Source organism: Desulfitobacterium metallireducens DSM 15288 (assembly GCF_000231405.2).
Classification (GTDB): Bacteria; Bacillota; Desulfitobacteriia; order Desulfitobacteriales; family Desulfitobacteriaceae; genus Desulfitobacterium_A; species Desulfitobacterium_A metallireducens.
Map to the genome: position 1 here is coordinate 3,003,427 of NZ_CP007032.1, position 26,213 is coordinate 3,029,639.

Below are 26,213 nucleotides of genomic sequence, written 5' to 3' on the forward strand. Positions count from 1 at the left end.
AAAGTAGCTTTGGCTGTTATGACTCTTTCTACAATTCTAATATAGCATCTCAATGGGCTCTTGCATAGTGAAAATAATCACGTTCACAAAGTTCTAATCTTGTTGCTTTTCACTTTTTTCTCCCTTTTTGAAATAATAATACAATTTAATTCACGGTGAAATTATATTAAGCAAAAAGTAACCTACTCATATAAAGCCCTCAGGAGAACTGGGGACCTATATATACCATTGTTCATCTTTTTCATCTCATGATACAATTTTAGTACTTGTATACGAAAGAGATGATGATAAATTGAACGCAAAAATTTCAGAGTTCCGTGACGGTATATTTGCACTTAGAACAAGAAGGTTTGGAACAGTTGCAGAATTGATGATTCAACATTTAATCAATGCTTCAAAAGGGAAGAATCAATTCCATGATCTTTATGATGAGGCTGAAGGAAAAAGAATTGAAGTTAAATTTTCGACTGTTATGAAGGCCAACGACGCTAAAATTAATGATAAAAACATAATTGAACAATGCGCTAAAGCGACGCTAGCCAAAAGAGCAATGAGAACGGATGAAATCAAGGAAAACGACTTCGATTGTAATATTCAACAAGTTAAAAGAAAAGAATTTGACCTGCTTTATTATGGCTTATTCTTCGCTGATAAAATTGCAATATTTAAGATCGACTCATCTGATATACTTAACTGCTTTGGCTACTCCGATTTCCAACATAAAGGTAACGAAGGTGAGGGTCAATTTCATCTAAACCCCTTATCGATTGATTATCATTTGAATAACCACTTTGTAGAATGGCTAAGCTACGAAGATTTATATAATCTATTTACTCCCTAAAAGAAATGGATTCGATTTGGATATCGATGTTTTGATAATTTGGTAATCTGATTCCGTTAGTCCAAATAACTTTGAGACTTCTGCATCAAGATCTTCGTATAGTTTACTCATTTCTGATGGATCTTTGATTTCTACCCATTCGTCAACTTTCCGGATAATTTGCGACTGCAATTCAGCGCTTACAACCGGTATGGGTAAGCTTTCGAGATGTGCCCGAAGAATTTTAACCGATTTGAACTTATTATTAAAGAAATATTGAATTGTACTGGAATTTAAAATTGCCAGGATGTACTTAATGCCTATTCCCGGTATTCTAGGGATGAGGATATTAGCACTATTTAACGTAAGCGTTTGATTATTATCATAGGCGAAAACTAAACGATTACAAATAAACCTATATATTAATTTTTCAGGAGCACGGTATAAATGGGTTGGAGCGACTTGTTGAAATCTTTCCGGTTCAAATCGGATGTAGTTGTTTGAAGGTACAAATTCATATTTAAAAATGTCGCTTCCTCTAAGAATTATTTCTGAACCTTCAGATTGAACCTTTGAAATATAGGTTGAATTGTCACCCGTTACAATTCCAAGTGCAAAATCAGCGTTATCCTTTAAGTAAGTAACCTGAACGGATGATTCTATCTTTTTAATGAGTTCCATTTCCTCATCTGTTAAATCGAAGTACCAGTTCGTCCGATCTAAATCCCTCGATCGCTTTATCGTAAACGTTCTTTGATCCGTAACAACTTCCATTCCTTCGATACTAAAACCCGAGGGGATTTTTTCAAATACAAGGGTCATCGCTGGACACTGCACTCCGTCAAATATATTTTCCCAGTATCGAATTCGTTTTATATAGCTACTACCCAATAAATAGTCACGTATGGGTTGGTGAATCTTTACATTGAGCAAGGATTGGGGCAAAACAAAGCATACAATACCGTTTTGAACTATCGTTTTTGAAGCATATTCTGTAAAAACACAAAAGGATTCCACTGTTTTAGCTTGGGATGCTTGATATCTTTCCTTTAATACCGTCTGCTCATCTTCGCTATAATTGAATCCCCATGGAGGATTACCTATAACAATATCGAAATCTAACGCCTCTTTGCCTATTAAAGCATCTTTACATTCAAAATTCTTATAAAGCAGCTCTATATTTTGGGTTCTACTGACGAGTGCCATATTTATTCTTGTTAGAGCGATACTCAGCGGACTAATATCAAAGCCATATATTCCCTCTAGATTTTGGATATATTTATGGGCATACATTAAAAAATTCCCTGTACCACAGCAAGGATCGAGTAGTTTTGTATTTTTATGGATCGATTTAAGATTATCGACAGCATCTTTGACAACCGTTAAAGGAGTATAGTAAACGCCATTTGATTTACGTTCTCCGAGACTTTGCAAAGACATATAAAGCAAGCCTAAAAAATCCTGATCTTCCAAAAAACTAATAGGGATACATAAAGCGGGTTCTAATTCTCGAATTTTAACTTCGAGCTGAGAAACATTTGATAAAACATCATCAATCAACGCAGAGTAATCACCAAAAACCACTTTGTCTGTAATGTACTGGTGCAGCAAACAATTAGAGGAATCACACTCAAATGGAACAAGTTCACGGCTCAATAGAAGTTTTAAGGCATACTCAGCTAAAATGATTCGTTCATAACCCTCCGGTAAATTAATAGTGTTTATCTGAGAGGTGATTTTGTCTACGGCATCTATCCCCTCTTTGCTTTGAATATATGTTTTAGGGATAAAGGCTCCCGAAACATAACTTTTGTTCCGACGACTTTTAAGCCTAGCCTCTTTTCCACTTTTTATATTATCTAATAATAATTCGATTTCATCCTTTGCGAAAAGTATTTCACGCCCAGCGGATTTTATAGGTTTGATTTTTTTGCCTTTAATCCAATTTCGTGCTGTAGCGGTTGATATTGATAATAACTTACTTACTTCTTCTAAGTTCATCAAATTATCCTTTGCCGAGAATAGCTCTAATTGCTTCAATTCTTTTTCCCCCGATTAAAGCTTTCTTTTTCTTGTGCCTTGCCTTAGTTAATATTAAACTGTCAATCCAGTCTTAGTCAACGTGATATCCTCTTCTCAGCGAAGGAAAGGCACTCTGTTAATATTGCGCTTAGTAAACAGGAATGGAACTCGGTGACTCCTGCACCCTTCTATAGTCGCCGATTAAAGCAATTATTCCACCAAAAAGGGAGGTCCACGAACCAATCACGATATAGGTAATAGGCACGAGAGTACCTTGCATCGGTTCATGACGCAAAACCTTTTGAGCACGCTGAATCAAACGTAGAGTAGTTGTGCTGGCTGCTATAAAGCCTGCAGCAACAAAAAATAGACGTCCTAAAAATGCCGTTACGTCAGGGTTTAAATTTGAATTACCTGGATTTCGTCTGAAATATGAAGACAACAAAATATCCTTTGCAGTAGTGGAGGCAACAATAAAAAGTATCAGTCCGATGATTGCCGTTAACGACCCGATTATCTCTAAATTTAATAAAGTTAAGGTCATCCGGTCATCTTGATTGAGCACAATTTATCACCCTAAACATTTTATTATATAATATGCTCGCCCCTACATTTTGGACGTACTTATAATTAAGAAAATATGACTCATTGAAAGCGTAACATTTACCCCTTTACACCCATTAAATGTCTAAATCCTTTTCGTTAAATGCGTAAATTCCTAAACGGAGAAGAATGATGGTTCCTCGGTAAGTCCAATGATTTTTTCGCGGGATTGGCAGTACCTCTAAGACCTCCTGAGGCTGGTAACACTGAAAAAGGGATAATTTACGTACCCAAGATAATTTATCACTAAGTCCTCCTGCTACATCTAAAGCATAGCCCAAATCCGTGCAAAAAATTGAGCCGAAATAAAGGCCTCGAAGGTATCTACGCGTGCCTCCTCGGAAACTCCTAAGACCGTCTTAACGGCAGAGGGTATGGATTCAGCGATTTGTGCTACGTCAGGATTTTCTGAAATCACAGGATAAACCCAAGTTAATAGCCCATTCATGTAAGTTAACGGCGTTAGATAAACGCCAAAAATATTGTACCCTATATATAATGCAATGTACTTTTTAAAGGAGGTTCAAAAATGAAGCACAGAGTTCGCCGTGGAGAGTCATTGCACAAAATTGCAAAACGTTATGGCACAACTGTTCATTGCTTAATTCGTATAAACCCTCACATTTATAATCCGAATCTTATCTACCCTGGTCAAAAGATTCAGATCAGATAATTGATAAGGAATTCAATGCCAGTTAAGGGAAAGTAAATCTTTAAATCTTAATAAGAATTGGGGGCGTGTGAATTTTGCTTTCACACGCCCCCTTAAACTTATTGCCTACTTTTTTCAGACTGCCCAACTACGATATACTCTCCCATCGAAAAAAGCCGGTTCTCAAAATAGGCCTGCATCACTGTAGATTTCTCTTTTTCCGATAATTGATCATACGAAAGACAGCGTTTCTCCAGAATAATTTTACTCCCTGACCGCAAAACTTGCCGCCACAAACTCTGCCTTCAGAAACTCGGTTCCGGAAATCCGATAACCTCATCCAGTTCGATAGGCTGTCCGTTGACTTGAAATTGTCGGGTTTCGCTATTGATTTTCTCCACTTTGCCTTCTACAAAAGCGAGAATCAACGCTGATTTTTCTCTCAGCAGCAAAGCCACATCACTCCCAGAGTGATAACATTCTTCGAGATATTCGGAAATGTTCATCCTATCCTTCCTTTCTCGCGCCGAATCCTAAGTTTAATTCAGCGAATTCTGGCACCCTATTTCAATGAGGAGTTTGACTGCCAAATGTCAAGCGGATTTTGAGCCCAGTTTAACACATTCAAGTTCTCAATACAGTGATTTTCAGCACATTTCTGCTATGCCTTGTCAAAAAACAGTCAGTACCAATTAAGTACTAACTGTTTTTTTAACTTTAATTTTTAAAATAATGCAAACCAGAATTCAATAAACTTATAATACGTTATAGTTTTACTGATATGGTATTATTTACTATTTTAAAAATCGTAAACATGATATATTTATTCGTAAAGGAGGGGATTTATCATGGAGAGAAGACCATTAAATATATTGATTTTCTTGATATGCACTATTTTCTTTATTAGCTTATGGCCTGCTTCAACTAATGCAGAAGCACCTGACACTAATATTAACATTAAAAAAATAGATGAATTCGTAAACATGAGAATGAGTGCGTTAAATATTCCGGGACTTTCAGTAGGAATTGTGAAGAATGATAAGATTTTATATATTAAAGGCTACGGTAAAGCAAATGAAAATGGTAAAGATGTTCAAGCACAAACTCCATTTATAATTGGTTCATTAAGTAAATCATTTACGGCAACAGCAATAATGCAGCTAGTTGAGAAGGGAAAAATAAAACTTGATGATCCTGTGCAGCAATATCTTCCCTGGTTTAGCTTGGCTGACAGTGAAGCATCAAAGAAGATTACTTTAAGAAATCTCCTGACTCATACAAGCGGCATTTCAGGATATGACAGCGCAAAATTCATAATGAATGACAATATGAATTTAGAGCAGTTTGTGAGAAATCTAAAAAATACTCAAATAAGTAAGCCTGTTGGCTCTACTTTTCAATATTGCAATGTTAACTATGGCATTTTAGGTGAAATTATTCAAACGGTATCTGGAATATCCTACGAGGAATATATTCAGAAGAATATTTTTAATCCATTAGAAATGAATAACAGCTATACGTCTCAAATTGAAGCAAGAAAGGCAGGACTTGCAGTGGGACACAATTCAATTTTAGGAATTGTAATGCCCACAACGCAGCCATTACATCAGGGAAGCATACCATCTGGATATTTGATTTCAACTGCAGAAGATATGAGTCATTACTTAATAGCTCAAATGAATAATGGCAGGTATAAAAACAATTCCATTCTTTCACCAGACAGTGTAAACCAAATGCATGAAGCCTCCTCCGCCGCTGCAAATGACTATGGCATGGGCTGGATGCTTTTGCCTGACATGATATTTCATAATGGTGATACAGAAAATTTTCATTCCCATATGAGGATATTGAGAGGAACAGATTATGGCCTAATAATATTACTTAATTTTAATGATAGTCTGATGCCTATATCCTTAGGCAAAGACGGATTTGAGAGTATTCCCAATGGAATTATCGACATAATTTCAGGTAAGGAAGTACAGTCGAACTCTACCCGTAATATGAATAACATATATCTTAAAATAAACATACTGATTGTTCTTGTCATTATAATATTCATCTGGCGCGTTTTCAGGCTTAAAAAGTGGAGCAAAAGACTTAGGAGCGCTTCTTTTAATACTAAAATAACTGTTGCATTTTTACTGCTTTTTAATGTATTGCTGCCTTCTGCTCTACTTATGTTAATTCCAAAAGTATTTAATTCTCCTTGGAGGACTATCTTAGCTTTTGGGCCAGGCCTTGGTCATTTTTTGCTATTTTTACCTATATCCTTTTTTATTATTGGCTTTATAAAAACTGTAATTCTGCTCTCACATGTTGTTCGTCTTAATATCTCAAATGCAGAAAATTTATAAGTTTATTCTTAATATTATTAACTCTGTGCAATTTTATAAAACATGCCTAATCATGCTTGTTGACACAATACTTAGTATGCAGAAGCGAGGGGGCGTATCACTTTTTCAGCTAAACAATTTCGCAAAACTCCTATTCTTTTCACGCAATTGTCTATTTTTGCATAAAAATCCGCCCCTCCTAATAAAAAACTATCAGTCTGGGGAAACATTAAACACACATCAATTTTAAATAAAATCCGTTAAAGCCTTTGATATCAATCTATTTCCGCTCTATCAAAGCAACACACTCGACGTGCTGTGTCTAGGGGTACATTTTATCGAGCGGGTTTATACTTTTTAACGATTCCTCAAACCTTTTAATTATTCTTATACTTTTAATTAAAGGTCGGATTTGCCCCCAAGGGGGGTGCATCTTTTAATAATAAGGGTGTAAAAACAAAAAAGCGCACCGCTTAAAACGATGCCTCATTGGCCCTAATAAGCCGAAAAGCCCAGTATTAGTATTACTGGACTTTTTATGTTCTTTATTTTTCTCTTTAATTCGAGGGTTTGATTGGTGGAGGCGAGGGGACTTGCACCCCTGTATCGAAGAGCCGCCACAAAAGCATCTACGCGTGTGTCTTCTGCTTAAGTTTCACCTCATAGTCTCCAGAAGACGGGATACGTCCGAGGATATCTCGATAATCTTAGCTAACAACTCCGAGAGTTTTCATTAGATCAGTCCTACTGTTTGACACCCTAAACAGATTATAATATTTAGATTCTAGGGATGATATAGCCCAACTGATTGGTTGTTATTTAGGCTCTTTCACCTTACTGTTCATTATAGGTATTATAGTAGCTACTACCAGAGCTGCTAATATTATAAATGCCATTCCGTTAGAATTAGCAAACCCGCTTGGCTCTATTCCTTTTATAACACCTGATACTTGAAGTATTATGCCTATAAGTCCTATTATAGATCCACCAGCAACAAGTCCAGAAGATAAACTTATACCATTAGCAACTTTAACTTCTTTGTCCTGTTCAGATGCGGAAGTTCTTTCTACAAGGGAACGAATTAATGCACCGATGAGAATTATAGAAGTCGTCGAAATGGGTAAGTAAAATCCAATAGCAACTGTCATTATAGGAAGGTTTAGAAAGAAAAAAACAATTCCCATAACCACACCAAAAATAACCATGGCCCAAGGTAATTTTCCTGAGATTATACCAGCCGTTAATGTTGCTATTAAGTTAGCTTGTGGTAGTGCGAATGGAACGTTATCTCCAGTCATGGCAAGTTGATTGGACAGCAATAATATAGTCCCCGTGACGACTGCAACACCAACTACACCCGCTATGGCGAAGTATTTTTGCATTTCATTTTTGTCTCCGCCTATTATAAAGCCAACTTTTTGTGACTGACTGTAACCACCAGCTGTCGCTATAGCCGTAACAATAAATGTACCAAATAGAAGCAAAGATCTGTTACTTTCAGGATTTGTCCATCCCATGACAACGAATAAAAAGGTTACAATAACTAAAGAAGATATTGTCATGCCCGATACAGGGAGGTTTGAGGTTCCTATAGTACCCGTTAAACGACCAGAAACAATAACAAATAGTAGCGATAAGACTAATGACAACACTGAAACAGCTATTGCCATTAAAAAATTGCCACCAGAGATTAAGAAACCTGCAATAAAGCCTACTACTATACCACAAAGTAGTAATAATTTTGTAGCAGATGAACTTTCAGCATCATTTGTGGACTTAGCATTAAGGGTTTCTTTTATAGAAGAAATTATGGTAGGAATTAGCCTTATCGCACCAATTAAACCACCGGAAAGCATCATACCGGCGCCGATATATTTTACATAACTACCAGCGATATGACTCACTTGCATAGCGCTTACAGTAACATCTGGATTATTCCATACGGTTATATCGCCTTTGGCAAGAGCTGTGAAGTAACCTATTAAAGGCAAAATACCGAAGTTAGCCAATATAGAACCAGCAAACATAATTAATGAAACTTCTAAACCCACTATGAATCCTATACCTAATAATAAAGGATTCACTTCAACTTGAAATCTCCACTTGTAAAACGATTCGTTCACATAGCTTATAACGTTATTCGCTACATTTAAAAATGGACTGGTTATAACTGTTATCACACCACCTATTCCGAACCCGATTCCCATGTACTTAAGAGATTCTCCAGCACCTTCTGAAGCCACAAGTGTTTCAGATATAGCCATTGACTCAGGGTATACTAATTTACCGTGTTCTTCAACGATTAAGTAATTATAAACCAGGGAAGCTATTGCCAAACCAAATAAGACCCCACCTACACCCACCACAAGAGTTTCCCAAAAAGAAACTGTCGAACCGATTAAAAGAATTGCGGGTAAAACGAAGATCATACCACTGGCAATGGATTCACCACCACTAGACATACCTTGAAGTAGATTCTTCCCAAGAATACCTTTTTGTTTAGCAAATGCAGCTATTAGTGCTGAGCCAATGATAGAACCAGGTATACCCGCTGCAACTGTAAGACCTGATTTCATACCTGAATAAGCGGTAGATGCTGCAAACAAAGCCGCCAAAATAATACCGATTATTAATACCGCAGCGTTTCCACCAGAATTTTTACCACTGGATATGTAAGGTACGTAGTCTTTACCAGCTATGCCGCCATATGCATCTTTAGATAACTTTTTATCCATAATTACACCCTCACACTATATTTCATTTTTTGTATTGTAACTCAGTTTCCAACAAAATATGTTGTTTAAGGTATTTAAAATAAAATGGCTATGTGCCTCAGTGCCCCTGCAATTGAAGGTCAATCAAGTCGCCGATGTGGCTGGATAATAAAACCTTTCTAAGAGTATAAAATATACAAGGTTTGCGAAAGTTCTAGAATAAAAAAATGAGTAAGGGATTTTCCCCTTACTCACACTTTTAAGGAACCAGTTTAATACTAGGAGTTCTACTGTTTAGCTCGACCATCATCGTAGAAAGTTCCATATAAAATCAATGTAAATTTTTTAATATTTCCAGTAAGTATTCCCACGTCCTTTGAACTGAAGAAATACTCATATGTTCATTAGGAGTGTGAACATCATATAGATTGGGTCCAAAGGAGATTGCATCCATTTCGCCAAACTTTTCTGCAAACAGTCCGCACTCAAGGCCAGCATGTATTGCCGTTATATGTGGTTTCTTTCCGTACATTTTTGCATATACATCTTCAAAAATTGTTCTTATTTTTGAAGTAGGATTATATGCCCATTCAGGATAAACAGATTCGGTAACGACAGTTCCGCCATTTAGTTTAGCGGTGACAACGAGTCGATTTAATAATTCATTCTTTAAACTCCTGACGGAACTTCTGATTGAGCTTATGAATTCTATCGAATCTTCAAGAGTAGAAACTACTCCGAGGTTCAAAGAGCTTTCTACTAAACCCTTAATATCCATGCTCATCGAAGTAACTCCATTTATAACTAAGTATAAGTAGTTAACTCCATTATTCGTTGATTCTTTTGTAAGCATTTCTGGTGGCAGGGTAGGTAAAACTTCAAATTCCACTCTTACGTCAGGATCTTGTGTCCTCAATTCAGAGGTAAACAATGCTTCACAATCAGATATTCTTTTCTCAACTAAAGCTTTATCCTCTGCTTTTACCATAATAACAGCATCTGTCTCACGTGGAATAGCATTACGCTTTGATCCGCCGTTTAATGAACTGAGTCTAAAATCTATTTCAGATAATACAGACATAAGTATACGACCCATTAATTTATTCGTGTTTCCTCTTTCTTTATCTATTTCCATTCCAGAGTGTCCACCCTTTAGGCCTCTTATTTTAATTATATACGGCACTAGGTTTGCATCTACGGGTTCCCATGCTGCAGGAATTAGTGTTTTAGCTGTAACTCCACCAGCACAGCTAACTAATAGCGTACCCTCTTCTTCCGAGTCTATGTTAATAAGCGTTCTTCCTTCTATATTTTTAGGATCTAATGCCATCGCTCCATCCATTCCTGTCTCTTCCGAGGTGGTAACAAGTAATTCTATAGCCGGATGTTGATATTCATTAGAAGCTAATATTGCTAATCCCATTGCAACCGCAATTCCGTTATCCGCTCCTAAAGTTGTGCCAGTTGCATATATCATGTCATCAATTACTCTTAACTTTAGTGGATCCTTAGTAAAATCATGCTCATTCCCTATATTTTTTTCGCATACCATATCCATATGTCCCTGCAAAACAACAGTAGGGCTATTCTCATATCCTGGTGTTGCCTTCTTTTTTATAACAACATTTAATGCAGAATCCTGAACAAATTCTAAGCTATACTCCTTTGCGAAGGATACCAAATAATCGCTAACCTCTTTTTCATTTCCAGACCCTCTTGGAATCTGTGATAGCTTTTCAAAGTATTTAAATACTTCAACTGGTTGTAGGTCTTTAAGCATCTCTAACATTTTCATTAGCATCCTTTCTTACAATTATTCATAAAATATTTGGAAATTAGATGTATATGTTATCATGTTCAAATTTACTATACATTAAAAAATTAATAAGTACCAATTTATGTATCTTCTCATACTTATGGTAATTAAAATATAAAAGTGACGGAAAACAAGAGGTCTAGGTCTAGGTCTAGCTATAGCTAAAACGAAACCCGATTTAATTAAGGTTTTCTAGCCTAACTAGACCTCTCAGTAGTCAAAACAAAAGAGCGTTCAAAAAGAACGCTCTTACTCGTTATGTATTGGTGGAGGTGAGGCACACCTATCCAAACCCTCGACAACAAAATTCTTCAATTTGTGGCATAACCTAAGGTTCTTAGAGTCATGCCACGTATGCCTGTTGTTTTTCTAGTACTTATTTCCCAATTAACTGTTCAAGCTGCTGCTCAATGTCTTTACTGACAACAGCCTCTCCTCCGAATAGGGTCGCTCCGGTCAGTTTTCTGGTCTTTAGATAATTCATGACCTGATCGGACAATCTGCCATCCGATAGAATAATCGGAGAATTGTGATTTGCCGAATAGACACTTCCTGCCAGGGCATCTGGGAAGTTGTTGCCGGTGGCTATACAGACACTTCGCCCGGATAAGTTGAAGTATTGGGCTACCGCCAAAGAGGTTTCATAGCGGTCTGCTCCAGCGATTCTCACAATATTCAGATTGTCTAAAGAAGTGATCTGCGCTACTTGGCTTTCTACAGTTGCACCGATGACCCCTTCTCCTCCGATGATAAAGACTTTGGTGGGCTTAATTGCGGCAATCTCATTCTTGACCGAGTCACTGAGTCCGTCTTTTTGAACTAAAAGTATTGGGTACTGCATTTCTGCTTCAATACTACTAATGGATAAGGCGTCAGGATAGTTTTCACCATAGGCAAGCACAATCGGGGTTCCGGTCTTGACCTTCAATTGATCCGCTATTTTAACAGAAGTTTCATACCTGTCAGTTCCATCTAATCTGGCTATATTTGCAAAACCACTCGCTGTTACTTTACCTTCCATAGCACCGCTAACGACGGACGTGCCACCTAGGATATAGACAGTTCCTGTCTGGTTCATATTATCCTTCATATAGTCCAATACCTTTTCTTGATCGGCTTCAGAGCTTCCAACCAGTAGGATTGGCGCATTAAGCTTGTAGGCCAATACACTTCCAGCTAAGGCATCCGGATAGTTATCGGCGGTAGCTAAGATGACATTCGCAACTTTTCCTGTGTAGTTTTCTTTAGCGATGGCTAGCGCAGTATCGACTCTGCTCGAACCCGCAAGTCTTGTAACTCCAGAGGTGGTTTGATTCATTTTAAAATCCCATTTGACGATATCCTGTTCCACAGAAATTGTCGGGCTTGTATAGTTGTTGTAACCATCTTTTGTGGCAACGATGTAGTAATCTGTAGTAGGGAATACCATGAAGCCATAGGCTCCTGAGTCATCACTTATCTGTGGATTTATATTATTATTGGGCTTAAATCCATCTATACCAGGCAATGGTACTACTGTGTCAGGAGTTTTACCATTTGTATTGTTTCTTTCCGTATTGGCATAATACAAGGTTACATTTGCTCCTGCAACAGGCTTGCCTGTAGCTGCATCAATGATGACTCCATAGGGGTCGATTAGGGTAGTGGTTAAGTTGACATTCCCGCTGCTGTCAATTTTAATCTCCATTGTTCCAATCGTAATCGTTTGTCCATTGTCTAAATTATACCTGATATTCAAGTGATTGTCCGTTCCCTTTGCTAGGTTCGTCACTTTTATTGTTCCATCCGCAGAAATTGTTATAGGCGAACCTGCTGCTGTTGCAAACGTCACTTTAGAAAGATCACTTAAAGAACTCATAGTTCCGTTAGGTTGTTTTAGCATTACAGTTTGAGCTTCATTCATGGAAACTGTATAATTCCGATTACTATCAGTAGTTACTATAGCCGTCAGATTGGAAACCGGTGTACTGTTACCGTCAATTACACTGCCGGTAACTGTAGTTCCTCCAGTTGATGAACTCCCTCCACCGCCATAGCCACCGTTGGTTGAGTTTGCCGTCAGAGTGAAGTTTATACCCGAGGTTGTTGTATTTGCTGTTACTGCCACACCTATCACATTGGTACTAATATACCCAGTCTTGCTGGCAGTCACGGTATATCCCGTGCCTACCGGCACGTTTAATATCGTATAGATTCCATCCGAGGTTGTTGTTGTTGAATAAACACTTCCGGTTACAGTCACGTTGGCCCCGACGAGCGGTGTACCGTTTATATCCATTATAGTACCGCTGATTGCCCCTGGGGTTGTCGACGTGGCGGGAACTACCACGTTTCGCGCTAACCCGAAGTCATAGCCGCTCTTAGTTGCCGTAACCGTGTACGTTTGACCTGCACACAACGCTGCACTAATCGCGTAAGTTGCCCCACCATCTGATGTTGACGCGCCTGTAATGGTTACAGGATTACTCGCACTGTCCTTCAGCGTAAAGTCGCTTGCCACTAAGCCGGAAAGGGATGGGCTTAACCCTACTGTGAATCCGGTGGTCGCTGGGCTACTCACTGTCAAAGCTTCGGGTATGGAATGGTATAATATTACTAATCCATTGTTATAATCTGCTATAGCAACATCGGGAGCACCGTCTGAGTTAATGTCGCCAATCGCAAGACCCTGGGGGTTATAGTGTGAGGCATAGGGAAGACTATAACGCGAGTACGGCATCATTCCCCCATTACCATCTTGAAGGTAAAGGCTTAATGCGTCCCAGCCCCCATTCAAGGAAATAACATCCATTTTTCCGTCGGAATTGACATCTGCTACTTTAACCGATTCAGGGCAATCATATGCTGCATAATTAACCACCGGATTAAGAGTACCTTGACTATTCTGGTTGAAAGTACCGATAAACGATGTAGGCTGATTGCCACCGTGACTGACTATGATGTCGTTTAATTTATCATTATTTATATCCCCAATTGCAACTCCATGAGTGAGTATATTACTACCAACACTGGAGTATGCCGGTGAAGAAAATCCATTTGATTGTTGGTATAGTATCCCGATATTGGGGTCGGCGTACAATTGCCCACTCATTACAATTAAGTCGGTCAACCCATCATTATTCACGTCACCGGCTTCTAACTGATCGTATCCCCCATGTTGTACGGAATATGTAATCGGCGTCCCCAACGTACCATCGCTTTTTTGGAACAAGATGTCAACACTATTCGAACCCCAACCTATTCCCGCTACATCCATCAACCCATCATTATTAAAATCCCCTGTTTTTATGCTCTGCGAATTAGTTGTGCTATAGTTCACACCAGAATCAAGTCCGCCTGATTGGTTTTGGATGAAAACCTCAATATTTACACCTTTATTCCCAACTACTACATCCTTTTTACCATCATTATTCAGGTCACAAATATCAACAGAGGTTGGCACGCCGCTAACAGAATACTTAATTGGTGGATTAAGCCCTCCGGCGCTATTCTGTATGAAAACAAAAAGCTTATAATCATTTACTGGATCAGAGTTAGATGATGTTGATGTTGTCATTACTACATCATTTTTTCCGTCTCCATTGACATCCCCTATCGCAACAGCCTCAGGGTAGGATCCTGTTTTATAGTTGATATATGGCTTAAAGATTTGTCCCTCTGAGGAGTAAGCAGTTTGTGGCAATACTAATAAAATTATGAACGCAAGAAATATTCCAATTTTAATTTTCACATTATTCCCCTCCAATTTTTGTTAAATCATTTATAATAATTTTCAATCTCATCTGGTTCAAATGCTTTCCTGAAATCCTTCAAGACCAGCATGACAGAATTGGAGAAAGAAAAGCATTGGGAATAAACAGACAAAAACTGAATATTAAGAACACGGCGGTTAAAAGATAAGGGAAGATAGCCTACGGTATGTTCAAAATGTAAAGGTCTATTATCAAAAGTGGTTTCTAATTTATTCGCTGCTACTTCCAATCGAAAAGTATTTACCAAACTCCCTGCATCTAAGTCAAGGAAACGAGCATAAGAATGCAAAAATCCTACCGTGTAAACCCCACCAAGAAGAACACAGTAGTCTCCTTCTTCCGAAGCTTGCAGGTATTTACTACGAATTTTAGTAATTTCCTCAACCTTTCAACTCCGATCCTTTAGCTTTTCTGGCCTTACGTAACTGTGGACAACTTTATCCATATTTCAACCTCCCTGTCAGTTCAGTAGCAACGGTCTGTCGAAGTATTTGGTTAAACAGGCAGCATTATAACGAACACCTAATTTAAAAAGAGAAAACAAAAAGAACTCCATACCAGAGATACTAGTCCCGGCAGGGGCTCTAATTTCTTCTCCGGCAACCTGGCGATCATGGCAGTGTCTTTCCTGCTGTAGACCCATGGCTTTGCGTCACACCTTTTCAGATGTTTTGCCTTTATCAGAACAATTTTTTAAATTAAATTGCAATAGATGAATATTATACAAAGATAGGTAAAACTATGTTATGATGTCGTATTTTGGAAGAACCCTCTTGTGAGATATTCTACCATATTTGTCTATAACTTTAAAGGTTTTTTAGTACCTATATTTGAACATGAGCCCCGTATGGATAACTGATCATAAAGCTTATTACAGATTGTTCACATGCTTCCATGCCCCATTTATTTGCACAGCTCCAGAGATGAACAACAAAATTTTATCTCATGATGCTCCATTATTAATCATCTCATTTCTGGTAGATATACATTTTCTTAGCCAACTAGATTAATCGCGAAAGCCTTAATGTTGTAAATAGGTTTAATTATCTTGTCACAGCCACTATTAATACCCATCAGATATGGCAAAATTTATCCTTTTTTGCAAAGCCAGACGGTGATTCATTTCAAAAATGCAAAAAAGCCTTAAGCGTACAACTTCATGTACCTCAAGGCTTTCGTTATGTATCTCCACCTAATATTCGAGGGTTTGCATGGTGGAGGTGAGGGGACTTGCACCCCTGTATCGAAGAGCTGCCACAAAAGCTTCTACGCGTGTAGTCTTCTCTTTAAGTTTCGCCTCTTAGTCTCCAGAAGACAGGATCCATCCAAGGCTATCTCGATAATCTTAGCTAATGACTCCGAGAATTGCCATTAGAGCAGTCCTACTATTTTGACACCCTGGCCCTTCATCGTAGGCGCAGAAGGCAGGATGCTAGCGGCAATTAAGCTGCTAGAGCGTAATTATTGTTGTTAACTATTAAGGTCCACCGTTTAACGAGACCAGGTGGAATCTCGACGCGCAACTCTTGCCACCGCTTCCCCGAGCGAGTCTAAAACACCCCCGTATTGAGTTTACATTGATAGTATATCATTTTTTTCTGTTTTTTATAGAGGTACATCTTACTTTACCATGATTTATTTAGATTAATTTGATAGGAATTCCATAATTCTTTTATAGGCAAGTACATGAGCATATAAAAAGAGCAACGGACTAAACAATCCGTTGCTCTCTCTAAACTTCAATTACATATTTACTGAGTTTTGTGCCGTTTTCTTTTGTTGTTTTTTAAAATCAAGGTATCCGCTTACACCAATAAGTTCACTATATTTTGCAAATTTCATAAAAGCTAAGTCAGACCAAATATAACCGAAATTATTAAACGAACCTGCTGCATTGAATTGTAGATTCATGTATACAGCGACTAAAGCACTCCAGAATACTTTAAATCCTAGAACAAGAACGATACCAACTAAAATCTCACAAATGACAACCATTACATCAGTAACGGAAGGCATCGTATTTACAAAGATACCTTGGGCAACCCAAGCATATAAATTATTAATACCGAGTGGATCGTTTTTGGCAGCTGCTAGATTACCTACCATCCCTTTAATTAATCCAATAGAATCGAGTTTTCCATCAGAAAACCATGTTAATTTGTGTTCTCCAGCTTGAATCCAAGCAATTCCATAAATTACTCTTGCTACTGTGAATACAAGTGTTAATAATGCTACTTTCCAATCCTTCAATTGAGTTTTTACATAATTAATATAATCAGACATTAATACTCCTCCTTCTATTTTAGGAAAAAATAATAAATTAATAATAATACCTATTGATACTACTTGAACGAGATTCTCTTTCCTCCCATCTCTTTTTAATATCTGCTGTTGCTTATACTTATTAAAATTATCACAACAGCATTTAAATTTGACGAATTTAGTTATTGCAAATAGCATGCCAAGGCGAAAAGTTATGAAAATAGGCTTTTCTTATGTTAACCTGTCGATAAGTTAACGTTGGCGTTAACCTTTATAGTTAACAATAACGTTAACTATAATCAAAAAGGCTGATCCATCTTTTGATGAATCAACCCCTTTGCGTTAATGGCTATTTTCTTTATTATTGAGTCAAACCAGCTCTGCCCATACCGACTCCATAGCCCATGCCTCCGCCGAATCCGCCCCGGCCTTGACCTCTACCTTGACCTTGCATCATGCCGCTACCAAAACCGACCCCATTTGCTCTCCCAATTTGGGCGCTTCCTGTGCCATCACAGGTTGCTTGGTTTGCTTCAAGTGCACTCTTAACTGAAGCTGCCTGCTCCTGAGTCATTGTTCCCTCAGCTACACGCTGATCTAATACGGCTTCTTTCTGTGCCAGTATTTCTTGTTTAAAGGAATCCAGCACTCCTGCATCATTGGCTATCGTTCCATAAGTAACACCAGTAGCTCTTTCTGTCGTTACCTGTTCAACCGTCTTACCCGTCAAGCCTGCGACAATATCCGCCGGTGTTTTATATCCATCTGCTGCCAAAGCTGTTCCGGCTACTCCAAGAATCCCCAGTGTCGCGATCACTGCGATCAGTTGTTTTTTAAATTTCATATAATCCACTCTCCTTTTTATTTCAGTTGTTCCATCAACCTTGATTGAATTATACGAAACCTTTATGGCAAAACTTTGTCAAAACTTTGAAACAAATATGTCATTTAATATATATTTCTTTAATTCATGAATCTTTACCTTGACCCTATGACATCTTTGTCATATATTCAAAGTGACACAGCTGTCATATTTAAATTTTCTCTTTAATACACTATCTTGAGAATATCAAAGCTGACAAACTCATTTTATAGAAAGGACGGTTGCTTTGCCTACTCAAACCTTCTTTAATTTATCCGATGAAAAAAGAAAACGAATTATTGATGCTGCCCTTGAAGAGTTTGCCGCCTATTGCTTTGACCAAGCGAGTATTGCTCGCATTATTAAAAGTGCTGGAATTCCACGGGGAAGTTTCTATCAATATTTTGAAAATCTAAAAGACTTATATAAATTTATTCTTAATCTAGCCGGAGAACAAAAAATTACGTATTTCAGACTAAACGTTCCTCAATTTGAAGGAGATGGCTTTGATTTTTTCCAAACCCTTCGCGCTCTCTGTCTAGCTGGCCTTCAATTTGCGGAAGAAAATCCTAAACTCCTATCCATTGGGAATAACTTTCTCAAAGAAACCAATAAAGCGCTCCAGGAAGAAGTCATGGGAGAACAACTTCCTAAGGCTCAAAACATCTATACGTTAATGATCAAGAAGGGAATCGAGCTTGGACAGATTAATCCTCAGATTGATCCCCTTCTCGCGAATCATTTCCTAGGAGTCTGGAGTGCCTCACTAAGCGAGTACTATATCGCTGAACTCAGGAATCTACCCGAAGATCATCAAGCAGACACCCTTTCCTTAATAAAAGATAATCCATTTCTCAAGCGAATGGACCAAATGATTGATCTCTTGGCAAATGGATTGGGTCCCCACTCTGCTCTGGGAGGTGAGCCCCTTGACAATCTTGCTCGAAGGTAAAGGGATCCGGAAAAACTTCAAAACGGGAACCGTTGAAACTGAAGTTCTCAAAGGGATTGATTTTCAAGTCTTGCAAGGAGAATTTATTGTCGTCCTCGGCCAGAGTGGTTCAGGCAAAACAACATTGCTAAATATTATTGGAGGAATGACTCAGGCCTCGGCAGGTGAACTTTATTACCAAGGGCAGCCCCTTCATGAAGCGAAGGAAGGTGAACTGACACTTTACCGTCGAAAGGAAGTCGGTTTCGTCTTTCAGCATTATAATCTCATGCCCAATCTGACCGCCTATGAAAATGTCAAATTAGCCTCTGAGATTGCAGTCCATCCTCTTGTTATTGAAGAAGTCCTTGCTGATGTTGGATTAGAAGACTTAAAAGATCACTTTCCTTCACAACTCTCGGGAGGGCAACAACAACGAGTCGCAATAGCCCGTGCGATTGTCAAAAAGCCTTCCCTACTTCTGTGTGATGAACCTACCGGAGCCTTAGATATTCAAACTGGAATCCAGGTATTAAACGCGCTTCAGACACTGAATCAAAACTATCATATGACGATTTTGATTATTACTCATAATGGTGAGATTGCTAAAATGGCTAATCGTGTCTTTTTTCTTAAAGATGGGATCATGGACCATATCACGGTCAATGTACATCCCTTAGCACCGGAGGAACTCACATGGTAGTTCTGCATCAAAAAGTTTTAAGAGAAGTCAAAGAGAATAAAGGCGTTTACGTGGCTTGCATGATTGTTATTGCGATCGGCCTGCTGGCCTTTACCTCGATGTCGATCGTTGTTGAAAACTTAGAGCGAGCGCAACAGAATTTTTACGAAAGCACTCACTTTGCAGATGGTTTTATCCAATTAACAGGCTATCCCGAGAACAAAGTACAATCTCTTACTAATCTACCCGGTATTGAGGAAATTGAGGGTCGAATTGTTAAGGATGTTCACCTATTGGATGAAAATAGCGCTTCAAAACGTTCTTTGCGTCTTGTTACCTTAAACCCACCCAGTCATTCAACCCTTAATCAGGTTCAAATTGAAATTGGCCGCTTACCGAGTGACGGTAATGCTGAAATTTTAGTCGATCCTAAGTTTTTTAGGGCTAACCAACTTTCCCTAGGTGATAGTCTAACCCTCATCCTCGAGGGAAAACGCATCCCTTTTACGATCGTTGGCACTGCCCAAAGTCCGGAGTTTATTTATGCTCTTAAAAATGCTCAAGATCTTTATCCCGATCCTCAGACGTTCGGAATTGCTTATGTCCCCAAGAGTACGCTCAGTGCCCTCATTAAGGAATCCAACCAGGTCAATGATATGGTCTTTACTCTAGAGCCAGGTGCAGATTTTACGACGGTCAAAGACACCCTGCAAACGAGTCTTAAGGGTTATGGTATCCAAAGTATTATTCCACGCAAGGATCAAACCAGCGATGCTATTCTGAGCAATGAATTATCCTCCCTCAAAGCGACGGCCACATCTCTTCCTATCGTTTTCCTTGGTGTGGCTACGATTATTCTCTATACCATGCTATTACGTCTAATCGAGCAACAAAGAGGAATCATTGGAATACTTAAGGCTTTTGGCTTCACGAACCGAGAAATCATCCTGCATTACCTTTCTTATCCCCTTTTCATTGGGAGCTTGGGAGGACTTCTCGGCGGATTATCCGGGATCGCCCTGTCCTTTCCGATGACGACACTTTATCAAGAATATTTTGCGCTTCCTGGCCTTAAAAGTACCTTTTCTCTAAAATACTTATTTCTCGGTATAGTACTCTCCCTTACCTTTAGTCTTCTCAGCGGAATCAAGGGCAGCCTCAACATTCTCCGCTTAGAACCTTCTGAGGCAATGCGGCCTGCTGCTCCCGTATCAGCCCGCAAAACTAAAATTGAACAAATTACGTATCTCTGGACTAAGCTATCGTCTCAAGCCCAGATGGGGATTCGCAATGTTTTTCGCACTCCAGCTCGCAGTCTGATTACCATCCTCGGTATGGCTGTCATCTTTAGCTTGATGAGTGTCTCCTGGTCGATGCAAAATATGACAGATAAACTCACCACCTTTCAGTTTGACAGCGTCCAAACCTATGATGTGAAACTTTCTTTGAACCATCCGATTGCTACGAATGAAGCAGTCTATGCCCTAGCTCGTGAACCCGGGATTACCCAAGTCGAACCTGTTTTAGACGTCCCTGCGACCTTGAAAAATCAATGGCACAAGAAAGAAGTCCCGATTATGGGATTAACTCAGGATTCCACACTCTATAACATTTTAGATAAAAAAGAACACAAAATTGGAGTTCCCACCAGGGGTATCCTGATTTCTGATCGTTTAGCGAACCTTCTTCAGGTTAAAGTTGGAGACTCTCTTACCGTTGAAAGTCCACTCCGACGAGAGCGGCTTGATGATAAGGAACAAACCTTAGTGGTACAAGGAATCGTTCCCCAATATGTCGGTCTTAACGCCTTTATGGAAATTAATGCTCTCCAAGATTTTCTTCAGCAGGGCGAAATCAGCACTTCAATGTTAGTTCAAATGAGTCCTGAGGAAATAAGCGCTATCAAAAACAAATACCAAGATGCGAGTCAAGTTAGCTCAATTGAAGATATCCAAGAAAGCAAAGCAAAAATCGAGAAGATGATGGGCTCCTATGGTTTCACGACCTATTTTCTGGCTGTTCTTGCTGGTATCGCAGGCTTTGCTCTGATCTATAATTCGAGTATTATTTCGCTCTCTGAACGGCAACGCGAACTCGCTTCTTTACGCGTTCTGGGCATGACACCTAAAGAGGTTCTACGTGTGATTACCTCAGAACAATGGACATTGACCCTCTTCGGTATTATCTTAGGGATTCCGCTCTCCTATGGGCTTCTCGCAGGTATGGCTCAAGGTCTAAGTACTGATTTATATTCCATACCGACTGAACTTCCCTTTTCTGCGCTCGTTGGTGCTGCAGCAGGCACTCTATTTTCAGTATGGATCGCTCAGACCCGTACTTACCTAAAGATTAAGACTCTACCTTTCGTCGAAATTCTGGCTACGAAAGAGTAAAATTTCTCATGATCTAGGAGGGATCTCTATGTCGTTACCTCAATTTAAACTTATATCCCGACTCAAAGAAAAAAAGGGGAAGAGAATCCTGATTATCGGAGGAATCGCCCTGCTAAGCATTGTGGGAGTCCTTGCCTCCTCCACTTTACCGCTTGAAGGGGAAATTTTAACTGTACACCCAGCTGAATTTTCCAAAGGATTTACGGAAGAGGCCCAAGTCCAGGCCTTAAACGAATTATCCGTCTATAATTCGGTTGATGGAAAAATCGCCACACTCCACGTTCAAAACGGCGACTCTGTTGCGAAAGGGCAAGTCTTAGTCGAACTTGAAACTCAGGATTTACAGAACCAAGTTGATGTACTCAAGGCTCAACTCACAAGTTTAGAGGGACAACGTCAACAAACCTATCGCACACCCCAACCTGCACTGATCCAACAACAAAATTTGCTAATTAGCCTTGCGGAACAAGATGTTCTCGCTCAAGAACAAGCCCTTGCCCGAAGCAAAGCCCTCTATGAGGCAGGTGCGATTCCCCTTGTTAATTACGAAGAGGCTCAACATCTAACGGAAAAGGCCAAAAGTTCACTCGAACAGCAGAAGCTTGCTCTTCAGCTCCTCTATCAGCAAGGAGAGCCCGCTCCCGGAACAGAGCTCTATTTTTCTGGCCAGACAAAAGCCCTAGACACGCAAATCAGTCTACTTGAGGATAAAATTCAAAAATCTATAATCATTTCACCCCAGGACGGATTGATCAAAGATCTTACCCTTAAAACAGGGATGGTCATGCCCTCCGGTCAATTCTTGCTCTCTATTGCTCCAAATCAGGGCTATCGACTCAAAAGCTATATCTTAGCCAGTGATGCTTTGGATATCAAGCTGGGAAGTGAGGTTAAGCTTTTTCAGGAGACAAGTACTGGCACTGTAACGCGAACGGGGAAAGTAGAATCCGTTTCCCCTTCAGCTAGCGAACGTATCTCCCCGCTTGGACTTAAAGAAAATCGGGTTGAAGTCACGATCCTCTTGCAAAGTGATACCCCGGTTATTCTCGGAAGCAGCATGGATGTTCAGTTTATTACCCATCAGGAATCCAATCGTATCCTGATCCCTAAAACAGCACTCTTTCCTTACCAAGATGGGCAAGCCCTTTGGGTCATCCGAGATGGGAAGGCAACCTTACAACCGGTGACCAAAGGCTTAGAAAATGACAAAGAAAGCATCATCGAAAAAGGCCTCGAGGATGGGGATCAGGTCTTACTCGATACCGAACTTAAAGGACTGAAGGAAGGTAAACGAATAAAGGCTGCTCAAACGTAAGCTTAAGCGAACCTACCGGCAAGTGACAATAAAATATTCAGAGAATCAAAAAAATGACGCTTAGGTTCAATAAACCAAGCGTCATTTTTCTTGTCAGTTGAGTGCAAACTCAAATTTCCTCAACTCTGAGGTTAAAAAACAGAAAAAGGATCAGGGCAACAACAATTACAAGCATTACAATTCCAAAGATCCACATATATGGACACCCCCTTTTCTTAGAAATCAAAGGATTAGAGGGCTTGCCTACTCCATTATATGTTAATCAAGCATAACTGTTCATCCAAACCGGTAGTCACCCTTAGAACCCCTTTTGGCGATCGCGCAGGGTGCGCTCAATGTCTCGTTTCGCATCGCGTTCAGCAATAGCGTCACGCTTATCATAGTTTTTCTTTCCTTTACAAACTCCCAGCTCGATCTTGGCCATACCTTTTCGCAGATAAATCCGTGTCGGAATCAGGGTCAACCCCTGAAGCTGAATCTTGCCTACCAATTTTATAATTTCGGAATGGTTCAAAAGAAGCTTCCGTTTTCTTAAAGGGTCATGATTGTAACGATTACCTTGTTCATAAGGGCTGATGTGCATCTGATATAGCCAAACTTCGCCATTATCAATCCGAGCATAGCTATCTTTCAGATTCACCCGACTATTACGAATCGACTTGATTTCTGTTCCTGTTAAAATGATCCCCGCTTCAAGCTTCTCCTCAACAAAATAATCGTGATACGCTTTTTTATTTTCGGAAATGACCTTAATTCCTTCAGATGCCACAATGACCCTCCTCTCACTCTTTAGTATTTAAGTATACCACAGCTTTATTTTTTTTTCAGTATAGGGGACTTTAGCTTAGACTTGGACTTTGTCCCTATAGCTTATCCGTGATTTCCCCTTGCTAAACGAAGTGGGCCAAGAAAAGTAGGAAAAGGACGCCACTCTAGCCAGAGGGGCGCCCTTTTCCGTTCTACGATATCTATAGGCAATCTTAGTCCAAGCCCTATCTTAAGAAGGGAGCAATAATCAAAGAAATCGTTCCCATAACCTTAATCAAAGCATTTAAGGAAGGACCTGCTGTATCCTTGAAGGGGTCTCCAACAGTATCTCCGATAACAGCTGCTGCATGAGTCGGAGTTCCTTTTCCACCAAGGTTTCCCGCTTCAATGTATTTCTTCGCATTATCCCAGGCTCCGCCGGCATTCGCCATAAATATAGCCATCAACAAGCCAGCAACTGTTCCGCCTGCGAGCATTCCGCCCATGGCATCCTTACCCAAACCAAAACCAACAAGTAACGGAGTTCCTACAGCTAGCAAACCAGGAACAACCATTTCACGAATTGCAGCCTTGGTGGAGATATCGACGCAAGCCCGGTAATCCGGTTTCGCTTTACCTTCCATCAAACCAGGAATTTCTCGGAACTGCCGGCGAACTTCTCCGATCATTTCAAAGGCTGCTTTCCCAACCGCTTCCATTGCAAACGCGGAGAAAAGGAACGGAACGGCAGCTCCAATGAACAAACCAATAATGGTCGTTGGGACAAGAATATTGATACTCTCTAAATGAGCTAACTCCGAGAAAGCACTGAACAGTGCGAGACCTGTCAAAGCTGCAGAGCCAATAGCAAATCCCTTAGCAACAGCAGCCGTTGTATTTCCAACAGAGTCTAATTGATCTGTTGTTTTACGAACATTAGGTTCGAGTTCAGCCATTTCAGCAATACCCCCGGCATTATCTGCAACAGGTCCGAAGGAATCGATGGCCACAACCATACCTGCTGTGGAAAGCATCGCCATCGCCGCAATTGCAATTCCATAAACGCCTGCGGCTTGGAAGGAGACATAGATCGCTACGCAAATCACAATAACAGGAAGTGCTGTACTCTTCATCCCTGTTGCCAGACCTGCAATGAGATTCGTCGCTGCTCCGGTTTCTGACGCTTTTGCAATCGCTTGGGCAGGTTTCTTTTGGTTTGAGGTGTAATACTCCGTTAACATACCGATCAGCACGTTAACAACTAACCCTGCAATAACTGCGATAAATACGCGATTCGGAGTTATTGTTAAGGTATTACTTACTTTTAAAGTGGATGGCAACATCACATTGACCAGCCCAAAAGCCCCGAGTGCAGTTAAAGCATTCGTGCCCCAAAGTCCTTTATTTAAAGCCGTTTGAGGGTTAGCATTTTCACCCGTTCGTACAAAGAAGCTGGCGATGATTGCCGAAAGAATTCCAACTACACCAATCATTAGAGGCAGCATAATTCCGGGTAAGCCGCCATTGACTTGAGCAAAGACTGTTCCGCCAACTAACATAGCTGCAATCGTTGAAGCCGCATACGACTCGAACAGGTCAGCTCCCATGCCTGCTGTGTCTCCGACATTGTCACCTACGTTATCCGCAATAACAGCCGGATTACGCGGATCATCTTCAGGAATTCCAGCTTCAACCTTACCTACAAGGTCTGCACCCACATCTGCCGCTTTGGTATAAATTCCTCCGCCAACACGAGCAAAAAGAGCGATCGCACTTGCACCAAAGGCAAAAGAGTTAATAATTACAACATCACGGAACAACAAATAAAGCACTGCAACTCCGATAATACCTAAACCCACAACAGATAACCCCATGACTGCGCCTGCGCGGAAGGAAACTCCCAGCGCTTTGTTAAGGCTTGTCCGAGCCGCTTCTGTTGTCCGAGCATTAGCCCGGGTTGTAATACTCATCCCGATATATCCTGCTCCTGCGGAAAGAATAGCACCAAACAGGAAGGAGACTGCCGTTTGCCATCCTGTTGCCCCTTTTAAGAAAAACAAAAGGATAAATATAATAATAACAAAAGGAATCAGCGTACGATATTGACGATTGAGGTAAGCCATCGCTCCCTCTTGGATAGCTTGGGAAATTTCTTGCATCCGGGCATTTCCCGGACTAGCCTTTAATACACTCGTTGCAAAATAAAATGCAAATATAAGACCAAGTACACCTGCCACGATGGCAATGAAAGGCATTGAAGCAAAATCCATGATGAAAACCTCCTAAGTTTTTGATGGATAACTAAGCCT

Annotated in this window: 20 protein-coding genes, 1 other RNA gene, 2 pseudogenes and 1 riboswitch; of the genes and pseudogenes, 7 read left to right on the forward strand and 16 right to left on the reverse strand. The window is 39.8% G+C overall.

Annotated elements, in window-relative coordinates; translation table 11 throughout:
• Positions 1-292 precede the first annotated feature (292 nt).
• A complete protein-coding gene (locus tag DESME_RS14445; RefSeq protein ID WP_006716947.1) occupies positions 293-841 on the forward strand; it encodes a hypothetical protein in 549 nt (182 codons plus the stop codon).
• Here the strand turns inward: DESME_RS14445 and DESME_RS14450 are convergent.
• From DESME_RS14450 to DESME_RS16465, 3 genes are all read right to left on the reverse strand, one after another.
• Positions 827-2,860, reverse strand: a complete 2,034-nt coding sequence (locus DESME_RS14450) for a TaqI-like C-terminal specificity domain-containing protein (RefSeq protein ID WP_006716946.1) — start codon at positions 2,858-2,860, stop codon at positions 827-829. The two genes, DESME_RS14445 and DESME_RS14450, sit on opposite strands and share 15 nt — an antisense overlap.
• Positions 2,861-2,990: 130 nt before the next feature.
• Complete coding sequence (locus DESME_RS14455) at positions 2,991-3,407, reverse strand: hypothetical protein (RefSeq protein WP_006716945.1); 417 nt, start codon at positions 3,405-3,407, stop codon at positions 2,991-2,993.
• A 303-nt stretch (positions 3,408-3,710) separates the two neighbouring features.
• Positions 3,711-3,893 (reverse strand): hypothetical protein, encoded by a 183-nt coding sequence (locus DESME_RS16465; RefSeq protein ID WP_242837406.1) that lies wholly within the window; start codon positions 3,891-3,893, stop codon positions 3,711-3,713.
• An 81-nt stretch (positions 3,894-3,974) separates the two neighbouring features.
• Between DESME_RS16465 and DESME_RS14460 the strand changes: the two genes are divergently transcribed.
• Positions 3,975-4,118, forward strand: coding sequence for a LysM peptidoglycan-binding domain-containing protein (locus DESME_RS14460; protein WP_006716944.1), 144 nt, complete (start codon positions 3,975-3,977; stop codon positions 4,116-4,118).
• A 98-nt stretch (positions 4,119-4,216) separates the two neighbouring features.
• Here the strand turns inward: DESME_RS14460 and DESME_RS15945 are convergent, their stop codons facing one another.
• Together DESME_RS15945 and DESME_RS14465 are read right to left on the reverse strand one after the other, a co-directional pair.
• Positions 4,217-4,393 (reverse strand): hypothetical protein, encoded by a 177-nt coding sequence (locus tag DESME_RS15945; RefSeq protein WP_156922779.1) that lies wholly within the window; start codon positions 4,391-4,393, stop codon positions 4,217-4,219.
• Positions 4,394-4,402: 9 nt separating this feature from the next.
• Entirely contained in the window at positions 4,403-4,603 is a 201-nt protein-coding gene (locus DESME_RS14465; RefSeq protein ID WP_006716943.1) for a hypothetical protein, read from the reverse strand.
• A gap of 342 nt (positions 4,604-4,945) precedes the next feature.
• On the opposite strand from DESME_RS14465, the gene DESME_RS14470 reads away from it, so the two are divergent.
• On the forward strand, positions 4,946-6,451 hold the full coding sequence (locus DESME_RS14470; RefSeq protein ID WP_006716941.1) for a serine hydrolase: 1,506 nt from the start codon (positions 4,946-4,948) through the stop codon (positions 6,449-6,451).
• Positions 6,452-7,245: 794 nt separating this feature from the next.
• Here DESME_RS14470 and DESME_RS14475 read toward each other — a convergent pair.
• From DESME_RS14475 to DESME_RS14500, 9 genes and pseudogenes are all read right to left on the reverse strand, one after another.
• Positions 7,246-9,165, reverse strand: coding sequence for an OPT family oligopeptide transporter (locus tag DESME_RS14475; protein WP_006716939.1), 1,920 nt, complete (start codon positions 9,163-9,165; stop codon positions 7,246-7,248).
• Between the two features lie 310 nt (positions 9,166-9,475).
• The gene (locus tag DESME_RS14480; RefSeq protein ID WP_025248840.1) at positions 9,476-10,933 is read right to left on the reverse strand and encodes an aminoacyl-histidine dipeptidase; all 1,458 of its coding nucleotides are present in this window, start codon (positions 10,931-10,933) and stop codon (positions 9,476-9,478) included.
• A gap of 403 nt (positions 10,934-11,336) precedes the next feature.
• Positions 11,337-14,051 (reverse strand): cell wall-binding repeat-containing protein, encoded by a 2,715-nt coding sequence (locus DESME_RS15775; RefSeq protein WP_427846195.1) that lies wholly within the window; start codon positions 14,049-14,051, stop codon positions 11,337-11,339.
• A 12-nt stretch (positions 14,052-14,063) separates the two neighbouring features.
• Positions 14,064-14,690: pseudogene (locus DESME_RS16470) on the reverse strand (FG-GAP repeat domain-containing protein); the annotation flags it as partial.
• 26 nt (positions 14,691-14,716) lie between these two features.
• Positions 14,717-14,941 (reverse strand): hypothetical protein, encoded by a 225-nt coding sequence (locus DESME_RS16330; RefSeq protein WP_242837407.1) that lies wholly within the window; start codon positions 14,939-14,941, stop codon positions 14,717-14,719.
• Positions 14,942-14,971: 30 nt separating this feature from the next.
• A pseudogene (locus DESME_RS16475) lies at positions 14,972-15,088 on the reverse strand (helix-turn-helix domain-containing protein); the annotation flags it as partial.
• Positions 15,089-15,307: 219 nt separating this feature from the next.
• Positions 15,308-15,398: riboswitch (cyclic di-GMP riboswitch) on the reverse strand.
• Positions 15,399-15,924: 526 nt separating this feature from the next.
• Positions 15,925-16,275, reverse strand: a transfer-messenger RNA (tmRNA) gene (gene ssrA, locus DESME_RS15780).
• 180 nt (positions 16,276-16,455) lie between these two features.
• The gene (locus tag DESME_RS14495) at positions 16,456-16,995 is read right to left on the reverse strand and encodes a DoxX family membrane protein (protein WP_006716933.1); all 540 of its coding nucleotides are present in this window, start codon (positions 16,993-16,995) and stop codon (positions 16,456-16,458) included.
• 340 nt (positions 16,996-17,335) lie between these two features.
• Complete coding sequence (locus DESME_RS14500; RefSeq protein WP_006716931.1) at positions 17,336-17,818, reverse strand: hypothetical protein; 483 nt, start codon at positions 17,816-17,818, stop codon at positions 17,336-17,338.
• A 265-nt stretch (positions 17,819-18,083) separates the two neighbouring features.
• Here DESME_RS14500 and DESME_RS14505 point away from each other — a divergent pair, with 265 nt between their 5' ends.
• From DESME_RS14505 to DESME_RS14520, 4 genes are read left to right on the forward strand one after another with little or no spacing between them, the layout of a single operon-like run.
• On the forward strand, positions 18,084-18,788 hold the full coding sequence (locus tag DESME_RS14505) for a TetR/AcrR family transcriptional regulator (protein ID WP_006716929.1): 705 nt from the start codon (positions 18,084-18,086) through the stop codon (positions 18,786-18,788).
• Complete coding sequence (locus tag DESME_RS14510) at positions 18,766-19,470, forward strand: ABC transporter ATP-binding protein (protein WP_006716927.1); 705 nt, start codon at positions 18,766-18,768, stop codon at positions 19,468-19,470. The genes DESME_RS14505 and DESME_RS14510 overlap by 23 nt, the downstream gene beginning before the upstream one ends.
• Complete coding sequence (locus DESME_RS14515; RefSeq protein ID WP_006716925.1) at positions 19,464-21,842, forward strand: ABC transporter permease; 2,379 nt, start codon at positions 19,464-19,466, stop codon at positions 21,840-21,842. Before DESME_RS14510 ends, DESME_RS14515 begins: the two co-directional genes overlap by 7 nt.
• Positions 21,843-21,870: 28 nt before the next feature.
• Positions 21,871-23,157, forward strand: a complete 1,287-nt coding sequence (locus DESME_RS14520) for an efflux RND transporter periplasmic adaptor subunit (RefSeq protein ID WP_006716924.1) — start codon at positions 21,871-21,873, stop codon at positions 23,155-23,157.
• A gap of 298 nt (positions 23,158-23,455) precedes the next feature.
• Here DESME_RS14520 and smpB read toward each other — a convergent pair whose 3' ends face one another.
• Entirely contained in the window at positions 23,456-23,926 is a 471-nt protein-coding gene (gene smpB / locus DESME_RS14525) for an SsrA-binding protein SmpB (RefSeq protein WP_006716922.1), read from the reverse strand.
• A gap of 223 nt (positions 23,927-24,149) precedes the next feature.
• The gene (locus DESME_RS14530) at positions 24,150-26,174 is read right to left on the reverse strand and encodes a sodium-translocating pyrophosphatase (RefSeq protein WP_006716920.1); all 2,025 of its coding nucleotides are present in this window, start codon (positions 26,172-26,174) and stop codon (positions 24,150-24,152) included.
• Positions 26,175-26,213 lie beyond the last annotated feature (39 nt).